Source organism: Fischerella muscicola PCC 7414 (assembly GCF_000317205.1).
In the GTDB taxonomy this organism is placed as follows: Bacteria; Cyanobacteriota; Cyanobacteriia; order Cyanobacteriales; family Nostocaceae; genus Fischerella; species Fischerella muscicola.
Genome location: NZ_AJLK01000060.1, coordinates 15,723 through 32,515, shown reverse-complemented (window position 1 = coordinate 32,515; position 16,793 = coordinate 15,723). Strand labels below are relative to the sequence as shown.

Below are 16,793 nucleotides of genomic sequence, written 5' to 3'. Positions count from 1 at the left end.
TTTAATAAAAATTATTTCTTGAAACGTTAATTCAATTGAATAAAATCTAAGTTAGGTTTTAGTATTTTTTAACTCTTTCTTATTTTTTTACTGTTTTTTATGATACTAAATATACTTTAGGCATAATAGTTAATAAAAAAGCCCTTTCAACTGAATTGAATGCTTTCTTTGAGAAAAAACAGTTATTAGGACACGAATTTTGAAATAGAGATTGAATTTTTATTACTGTCATATCATCCAAAAAAAGCTCATAGAATTTTATGAAACAAATTTATGAAGCCAGAGTTTTTAGTTGATAATGAATTACACACACAGATTCAGTACCGTTTAATCGAGCAAATATCCGAATCAGAACGACGTTATCGGGAATTGGTCGAGAATCTGCGTGAAATTGTATTTAAGTGTGATAAAGCAGGGAATATTACACTTCTGAATAAAGCCTGGACACTTACCTTAGGATATAGTGCATCAGAATGTTTGAATCGCCCAATCGATGATTATCTCCATGCTGAGGATCGAGAGCTTTGGCTGAATTTTTTAACTCAGATAGATACTAAACAGGATCTTGCTTGTTGGGAATTACGTTTTCATCATAAAAATACAGAGATTATCTGGTTAGAATTAGCCGCCCGTTCCGAAGATCCAGGAGAAATATGTGGCTCTTTAACAAATATCACTGATAGAAAACGGGCGCAGGCTGCTTTGAAAGAGGCAAATGAAGCGTTACAGATGCGAATTGAGCAGCTTCGTGTTGAGAATCGTGAACGCAAGCAAACAGAAGCAACACTTCTCCAATCAAGAGAGCAATTGAAGCAGCAAAAACAGCAGCTAGAAGCAACTTTAAAAGAACTGAAACAAACCCAAGCTAAACTGATTCATGCCGAAAAAATGTCAGGTTTAGGCATGTTAGTTGCTGGAATTGCCCATGAAATTAATAACCCAATTAACTTTATTTACGGCAATATAATTCATGCAAATGAGTATGTCAAAGACTTATTGGATTTAATTTACCTTTATCAGCAGCACTATTCTACTCCTGTAGAAGAAATACAAAAAAAGATCAAGAAGATCGATTTAAATTTTCTACTAGCTGATTTGCCTCAAATTATGTCTTCCATGCAAATGGGGGCGGAGCGGATTAGCGAAATTGTACTGTCACTTCGTAATTTCTCCCGTTTGGATGAGGCGGAGATCAAACCTGTTGATATCCATGAAGGAATTGACAGTACTTTAATGATTTTACAAAGTCGTCTGAATGGAATAAACCATATCCCCATTCAGGTGATTAAAGAATACGGTGAATTGCCACGAGTAGAGTGCTATGCAGGACAACTAAATCAAGTATTTATGAACTTGCTCAGCAATGCAATCGATGCAGTTTTGTATTATTGTGCCAGCGAACTAATTAATGGGGAAATTCAGCATCAGGTAATGTACGAGGGAGATCAAGAACAATCTTCTTTTACACCTACTATTAAAATTCACACCGAAGTCATTGCAGATGAGCATGTTGCAGTTCGGATTATTGATAATGGAATTGGCATGACAGAAGAAATTAGAAAGCAAATATTTGACCCATTTTTCACAACTAAACCTGTGGGTAAAGGAACAGGGTTAGGTCTTTCTATTAGCTATCAAATAGTTGTAGAGAAGCATGGTGGGATGTTGGAGTGTTCCTCGGAGTTAGGCAAAGGAACGGAGTTTTTGATTAAATTGCCAGTCTCGCTTTCCCACTAAAACCTGATTTTGACATAGGGTCAATTAAAACTATTAACTCTACTTGTAATGGTAGTCCGATAGAAATCTTTTGCTGGAAATGTTTTGGCAGAAATATCCGATTGAGTGATGGTTCTTGAGTGAGGAAGTAAAGCAATGACACAATACCAATACCATATGGGAATTAATTTAGGACATGAGCGATCAGTCGCGATCGCGAAAGATGGTGAAATTGTGGTCGCAATTGAGCAAGAAAGGCTCGATCGCCACAAATATAGTCCTGGATACATGCTCCATGCTCCTGGTGTGGCTGCACAAATGCAAATTCCGGCGGAAGCAATGCGTTACTGTTTGGATGCTTGCAACATTACCCTGAGTGATCTGGCAACAATTACCGCAAATATGCCTGGTCACGATTGCGCGCCTGACATTCTCCGCCGGGTGTTGCCTGCTGAAATCGTAGATAAAGTCATACGAATTCCCAGTCACCACTTGGCTCATGCTTACTCAGCTTACTGGCCTTCTGGATTCGATCAAGCCCTGATCTTGGTAGTGGATGCTTCAGGCAGTACTACCCCTGCTCATTGCACTGAATCTTATACTCTATACGAGGGACGGGGACAGACAATTACAACGCTGCATAATGAGACAGTTGCGGCTCACTTGGCTCAACTCTCAACCCTCGGTTTTGTTTATGAGTACATCACACGTAAAGCTGGCTTTGTCACCCAAGTTGGTAATCAGATTCAGCACGCGGAAGCAGGAAAACTTATGGGTTTGGCTCCTTTTGGAGGAGAACAACCGAACTGGCATCGCTGGATTCAGACAACCGAAGAATCTTTTAGCCTGAAAATTTCTGCCTACGATATCTTTTTGGAAGTTGCTGCACTGGAAAAACGCTATGACACAGGAGAAGGCAAACCTTATCTCCGCCCCTATCTGGTTGACCTAGCATATAAGGTGCAGAAAGAACTAGAACAAGCATTGTTGCATATTGTCAATTTAGCAATTAAGCGCACAGGACTGCGAAAACTCTGTATTGCTGGTGGTGTGGGCTTGAACTCTGTTGCTAACTACGAATTATTACGGCAACTCCAACTAGATGATATCTTTATCTTTCCAGCAGCAGGTGATAGTGGGATTGCTGCTGGTTGTGCCTTATGGGCATACAACACGATCAGCGCTGGACAGAAGCGAGTACCCTTAACTCAAGCAACCCTTGGCCGTCGTTATGACTTTGATCAAGTCTGTCAAGCTATTCGGCACTTCCAAGACTCTATTGAAGTTGAGGAGTTAACCCCAGATGAGATGATTGCTCGTAGCGCTCAAGTGCTGGCACAAGGCAGTATTGTGGCTCGCTTTGAAGGAGGTGCAGAGTATGGGCCGCGAGCATTGGGACATCGGTCGATTATGGCTGACCCCACTTTCAAACGCATGAAAGATATTTTGAATATGAGGGTAAAATTCCGTGAGGCATTTCGTCCCTTTGCACCTGTCATTCCTCTAGAAGCCGTTTCCCAGGTATTTGAACAAAATGTGGCTGCACCTTTTATGCTGCTCGTATCGCCGATTAAGCCCGAGTTTCACGAGCAGATCCCAGCCGTGACTCATGTGGATGGGACAGGACGAGTGCAAACAGTGACAGAGCAGGACAACCCATACTTTTATCGACTATGCTACAAATTAGTGGAAGAACGACAGGGAACACCTGTATTACTTAATACAAGCTTTAATGTTGCAGGACAACCTATTGTGGAAACGCCCTTGGAGGCGATCGCTACATTCTTAGGAACAGATATTGATTATTTAGCGCTAGAAAACTTCTGGATCTGCAAACGTCGTGTTCCCATTCGTAGTTACGAGGATCACTTGGCAAAAGTTGGTGATGTTGTGCTTCCCCATGGACTTCCTCTAGGTGTCCCCGATGTCACTGATTTAATGGCAAAGCTTGATCGGGCATTATTCTTCGGCCAAACCGATGGCTGTCCTTGGTCTCCAGAAGAATTACAAGTACTCTCTGCTAAGGGCGCTCAATATAAAGAAACAAGTTTGCTCTTCCCTGAGACACCTTTTTACGGTTCCTTCCAGACAAAGCTTTCCAGCGATGTAATTTTATTACTAAATCCTTTAGGTAAATCTACTTTAGTCGATCTCAAGCAGCAAGTACCACCCTCAACCTACACCTTTGAGGAAGTCAAGCTGTTGCTAGCTGTTTTCAATGCGCCCGAGAGTTGGCTAGAACAAATGCGAATCGATTTGCGTTTGACTCACTTTGAATTTACCCAACGCATTGAATGGGCAAAGCAACAACTCGGTATCTACAGATTAGAATCTGCGTACTCCTACGTTAAACCATTACCTCAAGATTCCCCATTACCCTCAGCCTCAGACCAAACCTTTGCACCTTTTGAAAATGAAAACTTCTCTGCCCGACGCATTCTAGGCAAATTGTATGAATTTTTACATCAAACGGGCTATAACGAAGCTAATATTTGCAATTTGTTGGGTGTTTCTTCGCAGCAACAAATTGAGCCGACATATTTACACTACTATGATCGCTACCGTCTACCCCAATCCATACTAGGAGACCTAATTCGTCTGTTTTTACTGCGGTGTGCATTGACAAAATCCAGACTACAAGAAATTTTTGGGAATGAGTTATTCTCAACTTTATGTAGCTTGGGCATGTTAATTCAGCGTGATCAAGATTGGGCTTCACAAGTCGATTTATTTGCCGTTGCGGGACTGTATGTGGCTACGGATCATCGCTACATGATACTGGCAGAAGATCACTTTGATGAAGATGTTGTCATGTACGTAGGTATGGACAGCATGGGATTGGTTTACACAGCTCCCCAATATCCAGCCAATCGAGTTTTGGATCTCTGTTGTGGCAGTGGGATTCAAAGCTTAGTGGCAAGTCGTTATGCCCAAGAAGTTATCGGAGTTGATATTAACCCACGGGCAATTCGCTTTGCCCGATTTAATGCTCAACTGAATGGGATATATAATATCAACTTTTATCTAGGAAATCTTTACGAACCAACCGGAGGTTATTTCGATACAATTCTGGTCAATCCCCCCTTTGTTCCTAGCCCAAGTCAGGAATGTTGCTTTCGCGATGGGGGTATGGGTGGTGAAGAAATTTTGGCTCGAATTATTACTGAGAGTGCAAACAAACTTGCACCTCAAGGTAGGCTGTTTATTGTTACAGACTTAGTGAATCTCCAAGAATATGAATCTAAACTAGAACAGTGGTGGCAAGGAGAACCAGCCCACAAATTGGTACTGAATACTGCCGATCGCAATGACATTCTTTTCTCAGTTCCCCACTGCCACACGGCTTTTAATCAGACGTTGGAGGAATACAACATTAAGTTAGACCAGTGGCTGGAGAATTTCCATAGCACGGGTTTAAAGGCAGTTAACTTTGGTTATATCCTCATCTGTCAGGTTGGTGCTACTCATAAAGGCTCCTATTACAGCCGCACAATCCACAATCCCAATCAGCCAATTCACCAGCAAGTGCAGGAGTATTTCCGCCAACGGCAGTTATTAGAAGAACAACAGATTGATGATTACTTTCTGGCGCTGTCTCCTGATTTGCGATTCAGACTGGAGACTAACCCCAGAACAGGAGAGCGTCAAATCGAGTTATTCTCTCCGAATAACCCCTATTTCACTACTTACCCCATCAGTGAACAAATGTACCGTCTGTTGCAAGATATCAATAAATGCCAGCCTAAATGGGCAGCCTATGCAACGGCAATTAATCAAGATTGGCTTCATAAATTGATTTACAAGGGCATCCTCTACTTAACTTCTGAAACCCCCAATGTAAACATGAATCGGCGATTGAATGATCCGCCTTCCACAGAAGGATTGAAAATAGAAGAATTGCAAACCAAAACAACCCCAACCTGTATTTCGTCCTATCTACGCTAGTGGTCTTGATCCTCTCTTTCTCTTTCTCTTTCTTTTCCTCTGCTGTCTCTGCGTCTGGTGCGGTTTTTTATTTAACCTCTCAAAGTTAGGTTGCAGACCACTAGCAAAACAAAAAAGAGGTCTATCTGACCTCTTCACAACTCCCTACAATCAATAGTTTGGTCAATTAGGAATTAAATTAAGCTAAACCAGTATTTGTTCCTTGCTTGCCAGTAGCTAATTCTACTTTAACGATTTTACCACCCATTTTTTGAATACGTTGCTGCTCACGGAACCAGTTGTCATAGGGAACTAATTTAGTGAAGAAAGTATTTTGCAATTCCCGCTGAGTACGAATTCTAGTTTGGCTAGGAACACAAGCAGTAATTTTAAACATCCTCATAGTCTTAAATCTCCAGTGGCGAAGGTGAAAACTTTTTTATTTCAAAATTCTGAGTGCAAAACTATCTTTATTCACTCCAAGTCTGGAAATCAACCATCAATACCAGATCGTTAATACTCATCATTCATTAATTTAGCTTGATAAGCAATAAAACGCCCTAGCACTCATGATCGATTTCCAGACCTTCACTTAAGTTGCACCTAAATTATTAAGCGCAAACTAGCTCCTAGCTCAAGCCAGAGCAGATATAGTCTAAGTAAACACCCATTTCTTTGCCAGCGTCTGGACCAACCAAGCTAGCGGTTACTTCCTTCATAGCTTGGATAGCTTGTACGGTAGCACCAATGGGCACACCTAGGGAGTTGTAGGTTTCTTTCAAGCCGTTCAATACACGCTCGTCGAGGATGGAGGGGTCGCCAGCCAACATAGCGTAGGTAGCGTAGCGCAGGTAGTAATCCAAGTCACGGATACAAGCTGCATAACGGCGGGTGGTGTACATGTTACCGCCAGGACGGGTAATGTCAGAGTACAACAAGGACTTCGCTACAGCTTCTTTCACGATCGCAGCAGCGTTAGCAGCGATGGTGGTAGCAGCACGTACGCGCAGTTCGCCAGTTGAGAAGTAGCTCTTAAGCTTCTCGAGGGCTCCGGTATCGAGGTACTTACCTTGAACGTCCGAAGAGTTAATTACAGCGGTAATTGCGTCTTGCATGTTGTTATTTCCTTATTTCCAACCGTATTGCAATACTTCTGTTTCCAAAGGAGAAACAGCTTCACCTACGACATAGCACCAACGAGGTAATCGAAGTAAGCGCCAGCTTCAGCAGCGTCTTCACCAGACAACAAAGAAGCAGCAACGTTCTTCATTGCGTTTACACCACTTGCAACAGCATCGATAGGAGTTCCGAGAGATTTGTACATTTCACGAACGCCTACAACGCCGATTTCTTCGATGGGGGTAACATCACCAGAAACCACACCGTAGGTGATGAGGCGGAGGTAGTAATCCAGGTCACGCAAGCAGGTAGCGGTCATTTCTTGACCGTAAGCATTGCCACCAGGAGATACAACGTCAGGGCGTTTTTGGAACAGCTGATCACCAGCTTGCTTAACAATCCGCTCGCGGTTGTCGGTCAAAACTTGAGCAATACGCAGACGGCGCTCACCGCTGGTAACAAAGCTCTTGATCCGATCCAGTTCGCCGGGGCTGAGGTAGCGGGCTTCTGCATCTGCATTCACGATCGCTTTCGTGACGATACTCATTAATGGATTCCTCCAGTACTAATGAAACCAGAATTTAGATTACACTGGTGCGACTTTACGGTTTGATAGTAGCTTTGTTTTTTCGTCCTCTAGATTCAACAGTCAAATAACTACTGAAGCTATTATGTTTTGAGACTGCCTGAGTAATGGCAATTACACAAGCTTTGTAACTCAGCTACCTTCCGGAATTATTTTCGGGCATTATGCTGAGCAATTATGACTGCTTTTAACAGTTTGTAACATTCTTTTTCATGTTTGCTTCCATAATTACAATCTGAAAACAATGTTACGAAAGATTGAGAAGAAGAATCAGGAGAGAAAATTTTCCCCTGATTCTCCCTCTTAACATGCTCAGTTTTTTTAAGCGGGCAAAAGGGTAAAGTTTGACAGTTATCAGTTATCAGTTATCAGTAAAGAACACTGACCAATTGGTAGAAAGGGTTTATGGCGCTAATCCCCAGCATACGCCTGTTCACTGATAACTCTTCACTGGTCACTGATTTAACTTCCCTGAGTGTAACGTCCAGTTAGCACGGAGGGTGACAGACTAGACCAAGACTGCTTGACTAAGTCAGCTGCCGCCTTAACACTACCGAGGTAGTTACCCGCAGGTAGGGATGGGAAGCGCTGATAAGGCACAACATCCTCACCAAAGTAACGAGCATACTCTGGACTGTTGACCATTGCCTCTACAGCCGCTCTCAAACCACTATCAGCCAGTAGTTTATTGTACTGACGAATTTCGGCTTGAGTTGCTGGCGCACGCCCTAATAGGTGACGGAACAAGAATTCAATCACCTTGGTGTTGGGATACGGAGTGTAGAAGCGCTTGCGATAAATTTCGGAACTAGCCAAGTCACGCACAAACTCGCGTACGGAGATTTCCCCATTACGCAGTTTGCTTTCCAGATCGCTGCGGCGGAAATACTCAGGCACCTGACCGCTAAATACATCCATTACCTGAACGTAGATAGCATTAATGACCTGTTGTATTTCTGCTTGGTTTGCTCCTACAGTTATCCGGTAAATCCGCGCAGGTTTACGACGAGTTGTACCTACACCCACTTCTACCGACTGTCCACGACCATCGTTGTAAGAACGACCTAGTTCAATAAACAGTGGCTTGCTCTTGTCAACAGCCCTAGCTTTCGCTGCCATGTCTGCGATCGCCTTCGCCATAATTGGCATGTTAGCGGCATCCATACGCGGCTTGGTCGACTCAAAGCTGGGAACAACAATATCCTTGCTTTGCTTGGTCAGTTGATTGTACAGCTTTTGAGTATTTGGGAAATTAGCTGCTGGCAAGGTTGTAAAGCGGTTGTAAGGAACCGTATCTTCACCAAAGGCTTGGAGATACTCTGGGGTATTTAACATTGCCCGGATGAAGGCGCGTATACCCTGGGTTGCGAGAATCTGGTTATACTTCCTAATCTCTGCTTGATCTAAGGGGGCACGTCCCAGAAAATGCTTAGTACCTAGCTCAATTACCTTGGTGTTCGGGTAGGGTGTATAAAACTCCTTCAGGTATAAACCAGAACAACCTAACCCTTCAATGAATTCCTTAACAGTGATTTCACCATTACCTAGCTTGCTTTCCAGTACTTTAAATTCTCTGGAAGAAGCAACGTAGGGCGCGATATCCCGCTCGAAAATCTGCCGATAGGCAGCACTGATGACGTTTTGAACAGCAACTTTGTCGCCAGTACCAGCCACCAACTTGAAGATTTTTCTTTGTTCGCGCTTCTTGCTGACGCCTTGGTTGATGCGCGATTGAATATCTGGTTCTGTCCGTGTGGCGGTAACAGCACCCATTTGTACAAACATGGGTGTTTCTTGCTTGTCGACTCTTGCACCGACATCTTCACGGATGCTACCGACACGCAGTTTCCGCAATGCTACGCCACCAGGAGTCAGATAGCGTTCGTAAGGAACTGTATCTTCACCAAATGCTTGGCTGTATTCTTCGCTGTCAATAATGGCGTCAATCAGTGCATAAAAGCCTTTTTTAGAACAAATATCAAAGTATTTGTTATTTTCTTGACGCCCATAGGTCGGACGACCTAATAGACGACGGTGAATGTACTCGATCGCCTTACACACATAATAAGGTGTCCAGTAGAGCTTGCGGAATAGATCCGACTTCGCCAAAGCACGAATAAATTCGCGTACGGAAATTTCGCCGTTTTCCAGCTTAATTTCCTGAACTTTTAAGCGCTGACCTTCGTAGACATCACGACCAAATACCTGTAGGTAAGCCCCACGAATTACCGCTTGGGTAGAGCTTTCGGAGTATTTGACACTTGATCCTTTGCCAGTTCCTTTGCTCAAGGTTCTGGGAATTTGATCTAAGCGGAAGACTTTTGGCCCCAGAGTACCAGGGAACTCGCCACGAGCCGCCGGGTTACTATTTTGGTTATTAATTGCTGGTCCTTGGTGAATCAGGATGCGCTTGGTATCCTTACCAAAAGGAGCAGGACGGCTGCTGGGGTTACGAGTTTCTTTCGGGAAAATCGCCCCAAATTGAATTTCCAGTGGATCGTTACCAGAACCGTAGGGATGCTGATCAGGTAGCGGCTGGTTATAGTCTGCAAAAGTTGTGAGAAATTGGGGTACTTTGCGGAAAGGCGCACTGTATTTGAACAGGTCTTGCTGTGGACCCCAGTTCCGACACTCTTGAGCTTCTTGACCCAGACCCCGAATGTAGGGTACTGTTTCCTCACCAAAGTAGTCTGAGTACTCATCAGAATCTACTAGAGCATCAACTAATGCCGATAAACCACCACGGGAAACAATATCAAAGTACTTTTGTACTTCTTCCCGGCTGCTTGGTCCCCGTCCCAATATGTGACGGAAAGCAAGTTCTAGGGCGCGGCTATTTATAAATGGTTCGTAAAATTGTTTCCGGTAAAGTGGAGATTTAGCAAGGCGACGGACAAACTCTTTCATTGAGATGTCGCCATTTTTAACCTGGGATTCTAGATAAGAAATCGACAAACTGTAAGCGCGGGTGATATCACGCTCGAAGATTTGCCGATATGCTGCTTTGACTACCTCGGTTTTCTCAGCAGCAGACAAACCAGGCTTCATCACAAATTTTTGACGCCGCTCTGCCGCATTAAAGTAAATTTGGGGCAACTCTAACCCTTGTTGATCTCCAGAAGGACGTTGCCGCAGTTTGTTAGAAGGGGTGGGTGCTTTGAATTCTGTAATCAAAACATCCATGTACTGAGACACAATATCAGCTGCCTCAGTATCTCTACGGAAATAGGAAAGCGCAGCAGCTTTCAATTCCTGTAAAGCCACAATTGTTGCTTCACCAGAGCAAGCGTTTTCAATGATTTCTCTCAGACCACGCGTATTAACAGCGATGATGTTGGGATCACCAGCGACGATCGCATAAGTAGCGTAGCGCAAGAACCATGATAAGTCCCGCAAGCTCTTCGCCATGTTGGCTGGACCATAACGGGCGATGTTAATTGGCCGGAAACCTGGTGGAACAGGTCCACTAGGTGAAGAGTTAAATATTGAACGTAAGTTTTCTAGGAACCCACCCCGAGTTTCCACGTAGGTAACAGTTCCGAGTTTCATTGCGTCTCTGACATCCGAGGTAGATGCAGCTGCTGCTACCGCCATCGCCAATTCTGGCTCTCTGGGCTTTTCCAAAAAAGCCATTGGCGAACCACCAACAAAAATCCGGTTGGCAGCTCGAGAAACAATAATTTCGGAATTGTCCGTGAGCGTCTGGGCAATTTCTAAACGTTTTGCACCAGATGCAAAATAGTTTGCCAGTTCATTTAGCTCCCCGGCTCCCAAAAAGCGGTCTTGCTGCTCCGCCTGGGAAATTGTTGATACAGCTAGGGTTTGATATAGTTGCGGACGCGCAACTGAGCTTCCACCACTTGCCTTAACACTCATCGGATTTGTAAAACTCCCATCATATGCGTTTATGTGTTAAGTCTGGGTCACTTTAGGGCTTGACACATCGGTATATTCATGCTCCCCCTGTGTCGCCTGCTAAGTTGCCAGAAAAAATTAACCCAGTCAGCTTTTAGATTAGAACGTTTTGGGATTTATCAGGGGCTTTATTAAGAAGTATGTAGAAACTGGAGCGTTGATGTATCAAATCTTGAAGGTGAGTGTTTTGGTTTTCTGAGAAAAAATCTAAGTTTTGTATCTGTAGGTAACGAACCCCCAAAATACAAAGATTTTGTAGGAGATATGAGTTTTGAAGAAGAAGGCAGGAGGCAGTCCCGATGAAAAAATTTTACTACCAACCATGAAAGTGTTGTTCTCCCCTACAACGCCACGTGACGCCACGTACTACAACTGTTGGAACCCCCAAGGGCGCAGTGGCTCCTTTATGCCGGGAAAGGAGTCCACCGCAGTGGCTCCCCCACACCTTTACATGCCCACACCCATTTTCAAGCGATAAAGTACGCGATCGCATTTGACAACCACAAGCGTTAAACTCAAAAATGCTGCCATGAAAGCTTGTTATGTCCGATTCCCAAACTGTTAGTACTGCTGTCGCGAAACTCTACGATACCTATCCTTTTCCACCAGAACCGTTGCTGGATGAGCCACCTCCTGGCTACAACTGGCGCTGGAATTGGCTAGCCGCTTATAATTTCTGCACTGGGCAAAAACCCAAAAGGCAAGACATCCGCATTTTAGATGCTGGTTGTGGTACAGGAGTAGGAACAGAGTATTTAGTTCACCTCAATCCTCATGCTTCTGTAGTCGGGATTGATCTGAGTGCTGGTGCTTTGGATGTCGCCAGAGAACGCTGCAAACGCTCAGGAGCGAATCGTGTCGAGTTCCATCACCTCAGTCTTTACGATGTGGCACAGCTTTCGGGTGAGTTTGATTTAATTAACTGTGTGGGTGTACTGCATCACTTGGGCGACCCGATTCGCGGTATTCAAGCCTTGGCGAGTAAACTAGCTCCAGGCGGCTTAATGCATATTTTTGTGTACGGGGAACTAGGACGCTGGGAAATTCAACTCATGCAAAAAGCGATCGCCCTGATTCAAGGTGAAAAACGCGGTGACTATCGTGATGGTGTCCAAGTAGGGCGACAGATATTTGCCTGTCTACCAGAAAACAACAGAATTGTCAAGCGAGAAAGAGAGCGTTGGTCTTTGGAAAATCAGCGAGATGAATGCTTTGCTGACATGTATGTCCATCCTCAAGAAATTGATTACAATATAGACACGCTGTTTGAACTCATCGACGCTTCCGGATTAGAGTTTATCGGCTTCTCAAATCCTGGTTTCTGGCAATTGGAGCGACTTTTGGGCAAAGCACCGGAATTGATGGTCAGGGCAGGTGAATTGAGCGATCGCCAACGTTACCGTCTCATAGAATTGCTAGACCCAGAAGTCACCCACTACGAATTTTTTCTTGGTCGTCTACCCATCACCAAAGCCGACTGGTCAAATGATGATTCTTTAATGGCAGCAATTGCTGAGCGTAATCCCTGTATAGATGGGTTTCCGAGCCAGTGTGTATTCAATTACGACTACCAAATCGTACACTTATCGGAATCCGAATTAAAATTTCTGCAAGCCTGTGAGGGGAAGAAAACAGTAGCAGAAATTTTGCGGGATGATGTTGTTGTGCAGCTAGATTTAAAGCAAGTGCGATCGCTCCTAAAAGACCAATTGCTCATGCTAACACCAACCTGAACAATATCTAGAGGTGATGATTGTTGTTTGTTGTTTGGAACAGTTAACAACCAACAACCAACAACTAAACAAATGACTAAGTTAATTGTTTTTTTCTAAAGTATTGTTACCTGATCGTGATATGATTTAGCTGGCTGAATGTGCAGTCAACATAATTAGCTGTACTGGTTTCAAGTCCCGTGAGCTTGTCTGATCAATCAACTGATCCCACACCGACAACACGACAAGATTCAATGCCTGGTTTTGAGGACACAGAACCAGTAAACTCTATGCAAGAGTTTTATAAACTCTATCAAGAGTTTTTGCTAATCACGCTTGTCTTGACGGGGATTGTTTTTATCTCTGTGTGGATTTTTTATTCCCTAAATATTGCCCTCAATTATCTTCTTGGGGCATTTACGGGTATGCTTTACATGAGGATGTTGGCAAAAGATGTTGAGCGCTTAGGCCCACAAAAGCGGCAGCTGAATAAAAATCGGTTTGCCCTGTTAGTAGTGATAATTCTGCTGGCATCCCGGTGGAATGAACTGCAAATCATGCCCATATTTTTGGGATTTCTGACATATAAAGCCACGCTCATCTTTTATGTAGTTAGAGAAGCTTTTATCTCTGGCTTGCCAAATATTCCAAAACCTTAAAAAGGCTCAATGTGAGTTTGCCTTCAGTAAATCCACACCAGGCTTCTAGTTTCTGTTCTCCAGCTTAACATTGGAGAATTAGTTGATTTGGGAAGAAAATGCTCAATTTTCTGAACTTCTTCAATTCCTTCACCCTTGCCGAATTAGAAGTAGGACATCATTTCTACTGGCAATTGGGTAATCTAAAACTACATGGACAAGTTTTTCTTACCTCCTGGTTTGTGATTGCCATTTTAGTAGTGGCTTCAATTGCCGCTACTAGAAACGTCCAAAGAATTCCTAGTGGCATACAGAATTTTATGGAATATGCCCTAGAATTTATTCGGGATTTGACTAAAAACCAGCTAGGTGAGAAAGAGTATCGTCCTTGGGTGCCTTTCATCGGCACATTATTTCTGTTTATTTTCGTATCAAATTGGTCGGGCGCTTTAATTCCTTGGAAGCTCATCAAACTGCCATCTGGTGAATTGGCCGCTCCAACCAATGACATCAATACGACAGTAGCACTGGCGTTATTGACTTCTTTAGCTTACTTTTACGCTGGTTTTAGCAAGCGCGGTCTGGGTTACTTTAAAAAGTATATCGAACCAACACCGGTTCTATTACCAATCGCGATTCTAGAAGATTTCACCAAACCTCTTTCCCTAAGCTTCCGTCTTTTTGGAAACATATTGGCGGATGAATTAGTGGTGGCGGTACTAGTTCTATTAGTCCCTCTATTTGTTCCTCTGCCGGTGATGGCTCTTGGTTTGTTTACCAGCGCCATTCAAGCCCTGGTTTTTGCTACCCTTGCAGGAGCTTATATTCACGAGGCAATGGAGGGACATGGTGGGGAAGAGCATGAGGAACATTAGAGTCCTCAGTTGATGTAATGATTAGATGTTGAAGACTGGAAATTAAATTCAGTTCCAACTCTAAGAAACAAAATCGCAAACCGTTTGTTTTTTACTTAAGGTAAGGAAAATCAACATGGATCCATTGATTTCTGCTGCTTCAGTTCTCGCTGCCGCTTTAGCAATTGGTTTAGCTGCTATCGGTCCTGGTATTGGTCAAGGTAATGCCGCAGGTCAAGCAGTAGAAGGTATCGCCCGTCAGCCAGAAGCAGAAGGAAAAATTCGCGGTACACTGCTGTTAACATTGGCGTTTATGGAATCACTGACAATCTATGGTCTGGTGATTGCGTTGGTATTACTGTTTGCTAACCCATTTGCTTAATCTCTAAAACTTTTCCGTGATTTTTGGAGACGTGATGACTCATACCAATTTTGGATTTGAGATTTGGCGAAAATCTCAAAATGATACTAAATTATCCCAATTTGGTATCACGTCTCTGAGTCTAGATTTACCTTTAATCAAAGGTAAATCAATATTGCTAGCCACAAAAACTGCTGTTACAGCCAAAAAGGAGAGAAATGTTTGATTTCGATGCTACCTTGCCCTTGATGGCATTGCAGTTCCTGCTGTTGGCAGCTGTTTTAAATGTGATTTTCTACAAGCCATTGACCAAGGTACTGGACGATCGCGATAATTACATCCGAACGAATAACCTTGAAGCTCGGGAACGCTTGGCTAAAGCCGAGCGATTGACCAAGGAATATGAGCAACAGCTAGCGGAAGCCCGTAGGCAATCTCAAAATGTCATTGCTCAAGCTCAGACTGAAGCTCAAAAAATTACTGCCGAGAAAATCGCTGAAGCACAAAAAGAAGCTCAGGCGCAACGAGAACAAGTGGCTCAAGAAATAGAACAGCAGAAGCAGGAAGCTTTAAGTTCCTTGGAGCAACAGGTAGATGCCTTCAGCAGGCAGATTTTAGAAAAACTCTTGGGACCTTCTTTAGTCAAATAAAGTGATTGTTGACATCTGACAATATTAGGTTCCAAAAAGTACATGCGCTGCGGGGCTTTTGTCCGGTGAGCGCTGAATTAAGTGTCACGCATGGACACTTTTTTCCTTTGGGAAAAGTTCTAACTTACGATTAGCAAGGGAGCAGCGCAGTTGTAGATGGGTATTGTAGGAAGTGTCTTGTTATTAGCCACAGAGGCGGCAGAAGCAGAATCGCCAGGCGGTTTTGGTCTAAACTTCAATATTCTTGAAACCAATATAATTAACCTGGCAATTCTAATTGGTGTTTTATTTTACTTTGGGCGTAAAGTTATCAGTAACACCCTCAGCGAGCGACGCTCAAATATTGAAACTGCAATTCGGGAAGCAGAGGAACGTGCCAAAGAAGCAGCAGCCCAACTTTCCGACGCACAACAAAAGTTGACTCAGGCACAAGCAGAAGCGCAACAAATTCGCAAAGCTGCCGAAGAAAACGCTCGCTCAGCTCGTGAAGCAATTTTAGCGCGGGCAGCAGAGGAAGTGGAACGAATGAAAGAAACAGCCGCCCGCGATTTAGATACAGAAAGAGAGCGAGCATTTGCCGAACTACGGCAACGGGTAGTGGCAATGGCATTGCAAAAAGCCGAGTCGGAACTCCGCAGTGGAATTGGCGACGATGCTCAACAAAGATTGATTGATAGTAGTATCGCGCTACTGGGAGGCAACAGATGAAAGGCAATGCAGGATTAGGAGAAATAGCCCTGCCTTATGCAGAGGCTTTGATGTCAGTAGCCCAGTCCAGGAATTTGACAGAAGAGTTCGGCGAAGATATTCGTGCTTTGCTGAACTTGTTGTCTAGCAGTGATGAGCTACAAAAGTTTCTTAACAACCCCTTTATCCAGGCTGAAGATAGAAAAGCAGTTCTCAACCGGATTCTTGGTGAAGGTGCTAACACTTATTTCCGTAATTTTTTAATGCTGTTGGTAGATAGACGGCGCATTATGTTGTTGGAAGAAATTTGCCGACAATATTTGGCACTGTTACGGCAGCTCAAACAAACAGTGTTAGCAGAAGTGGTTTCTGCTGTTCCTCTGAGTGAAGCACAAGCCTCAGCAGTAAAACAAAAGGTCATTGCCATGACCAATGCTCGCGAAGTAGAACTAGAAACCAAAATCGACCCTGACATTATTGGTGGTGTCATTATTAAAGTAGGTTCTCAGGTAATTGACGCTAGTTTGCGGGGTCAACTGCGTCGCCTGTCTTTGCGCTTAACAAGCGCCTAAAAATTATGAATTGTGTGAATTGTGAATTATGAATTATAAAAATTTTGAGTATTCATAGT

General features: G+C 43.6%; 14 protein-coding genes. 10 read left to right on the top strand and 4 right to left on the bottom strand.

Translation table 11 applies throughout. The features are described 5' to 3' along the window. The first annotated feature begins 273 nt into the window (after window positions 1-273). Together UYI_RS0108745 and UYI_RS0108740 are read left to right on the top strand one after the other, a co-directional pair. On the top strand, window positions 274-1,737 hold the full coding sequence (locus UYI_RS0108745; protein ID WP_016866296.1) for a PAS domain-containing sensor histidine kinase: 1,464 nt from the start codon (window positions 274-276) through the stop codon (window positions 1,735-1,737). Between the two features lie 135 nt (window positions 1,738-1,872). Then, complete coding sequence (locus UYI_RS0108740) at window positions 1,873-5,661, top strand: carbamoyltransferase C-terminal domain-containing protein (RefSeq protein WP_016866295.1); 3,789 nt, start codon at window positions 1,873-1,875, stop codon at window positions 5,659-5,661. A gap of 178 nt (window positions 5,662-5,839) precedes the next feature. Here UYI_RS0108740 and UYI_RS0108735 read toward each other — a convergent pair whose 3' ends face one another. From UYI_RS0108735 to UYI_RS0108720, 4 genes are all read right to left on the bottom strand, one after another. Continuing rightward, a complete protein-coding gene (locus tag UYI_RS0108735) occupies window positions 5,840-6,043 on the bottom strand; it encodes a phycobilisome linker polypeptide (RefSeq protein ID WP_009457010.1) in 204 nt (67 codons plus the stop codon). Window positions 6,044-6,269: 226 nt separating this feature from the next. Further along, window positions 6,270-6,755 carry an allophycocyanin subunit beta gene (apcB, locus tag UYI_RS0108730; protein ID WP_016866293.1) on the bottom strand — a complete coding sequence of 162 codons (486 nt, stop codon included), beginning with the start codon at window positions 6,753-6,755 and terminating at the stop codon, window positions 6,270-6,272. 65 nt (window positions 6,756-6,820) lie between these two features. Beyond that, entirely contained in the window at window positions 6,821-7,306 is a 486-nt protein-coding gene (gene apcA, locus UYI_RS0108725) for an allophycocyanin subunit alpha (RefSeq protein ID WP_016866292.1), read from the bottom strand. Window positions 7,307-7,807: 501 nt separating this feature from the next. Continuing rightward, window positions 7,808-11,221 (bottom strand): phycobilisome rod-core linker polypeptide, encoded by a 3,414-nt coding sequence (locus UYI_RS0108720; RefSeq protein WP_016866291.1) that lies wholly within the window; start codon window positions 11,219-11,221, stop codon window positions 7,808-7,810. A 581-nt stretch (window positions 11,222-11,802) separates the two neighbouring features. Here UYI_RS0108720 and UYI_RS0108715 point away from each other — a divergent pair. The 8 genes from UYI_RS0108715 to atpH all read left to right on the top strand — a co-directional run bounded on the left by UYI_RS0108715 (window position 11,803) and on the right by atpH (window position 16,734). Then, window positions 11,803-12,993, top strand: coding sequence for a class I SAM-dependent methyltransferase (locus tag UYI_RS0108715; RefSeq protein ID WP_016866290.1), 1,191 nt, complete (start codon window positions 11,803-11,805; stop codon window positions 12,991-12,993). 179 nt (window positions 12,994-13,172) lie between these two features. Next, window positions 13,173-13,631, top strand: coding sequence for an ATP synthase subunit I (locus tag UYI_RS0108710; protein WP_016866289.1), 459 nt, complete (start codon window positions 13,173-13,175; stop codon window positions 13,629-13,631). A 98-nt stretch (window positions 13,632-13,729) separates the two neighbouring features. Next, window positions 13,730-14,485, top strand: a complete 756-nt coding sequence (gene atpB / locus UYI_RS0108705; protein WP_016866288.1) for a F0F1 ATP synthase subunit A — start codon at window positions 13,730-13,732, stop codon at window positions 14,483-14,485. Window positions 14,486-14,600: 115 nt separating this feature from the next. Then, complete coding sequence (atpE, locus tag UYI_RS0108700; RefSeq protein WP_009457001.1) at window positions 14,601-14,846, top strand: ATP synthase F0 subunit C; 246 nt, start codon at window positions 14,601-14,603, stop codon at window positions 14,844-14,846. A 34-nt stretch (window positions 14,847-14,880) separates the two neighbouring features. After that, window positions 14,881-15,051, top strand: a complete 171-nt coding sequence (locus UYI_RS36675) for a hypothetical protein (RefSeq protein ID WP_016866287.1) — start codon at window positions 14,881-14,883, stop codon at window positions 15,049-15,051. Next, window positions 15,044-15,475, top strand: a complete 432-nt coding sequence (locus UYI_RS0108690; RefSeq protein ID WP_009457000.1) for a F0F1 ATP synthase subunit B' — start codon at window positions 15,044-15,046, stop codon at window positions 15,473-15,475. Before UYI_RS36675 ends, UYI_RS0108690 begins: the two co-directional genes overlap by 8 nt. Window positions 15,476-15,631: 156 nt before the next feature. Further along, window positions 15,632-16,183: a F0F1 ATP synthase subunit B gene (locus UYI_RS0108685; RefSeq protein WP_016866286.1), complete on the top strand. Its 552-nt coding sequence runs from the start codon at window positions 15,632-15,634 to the stop codon at window positions 16,181-16,183. Next, on the top strand, window positions 16,180-16,734 hold the full coding sequence (atpH, locus tag UYI_RS0108680) for an ATP synthase F1 subunit delta (RefSeq protein ID WP_016866285.1): 555 nt from the start codon (window positions 16,180-16,182) through the stop codon (window positions 16,732-16,734). Before UYI_RS0108685 ends, atpH begins: the two co-directional genes overlap by 4 nt. Window positions 16,735-16,793 lie beyond the last annotated feature (59 nt).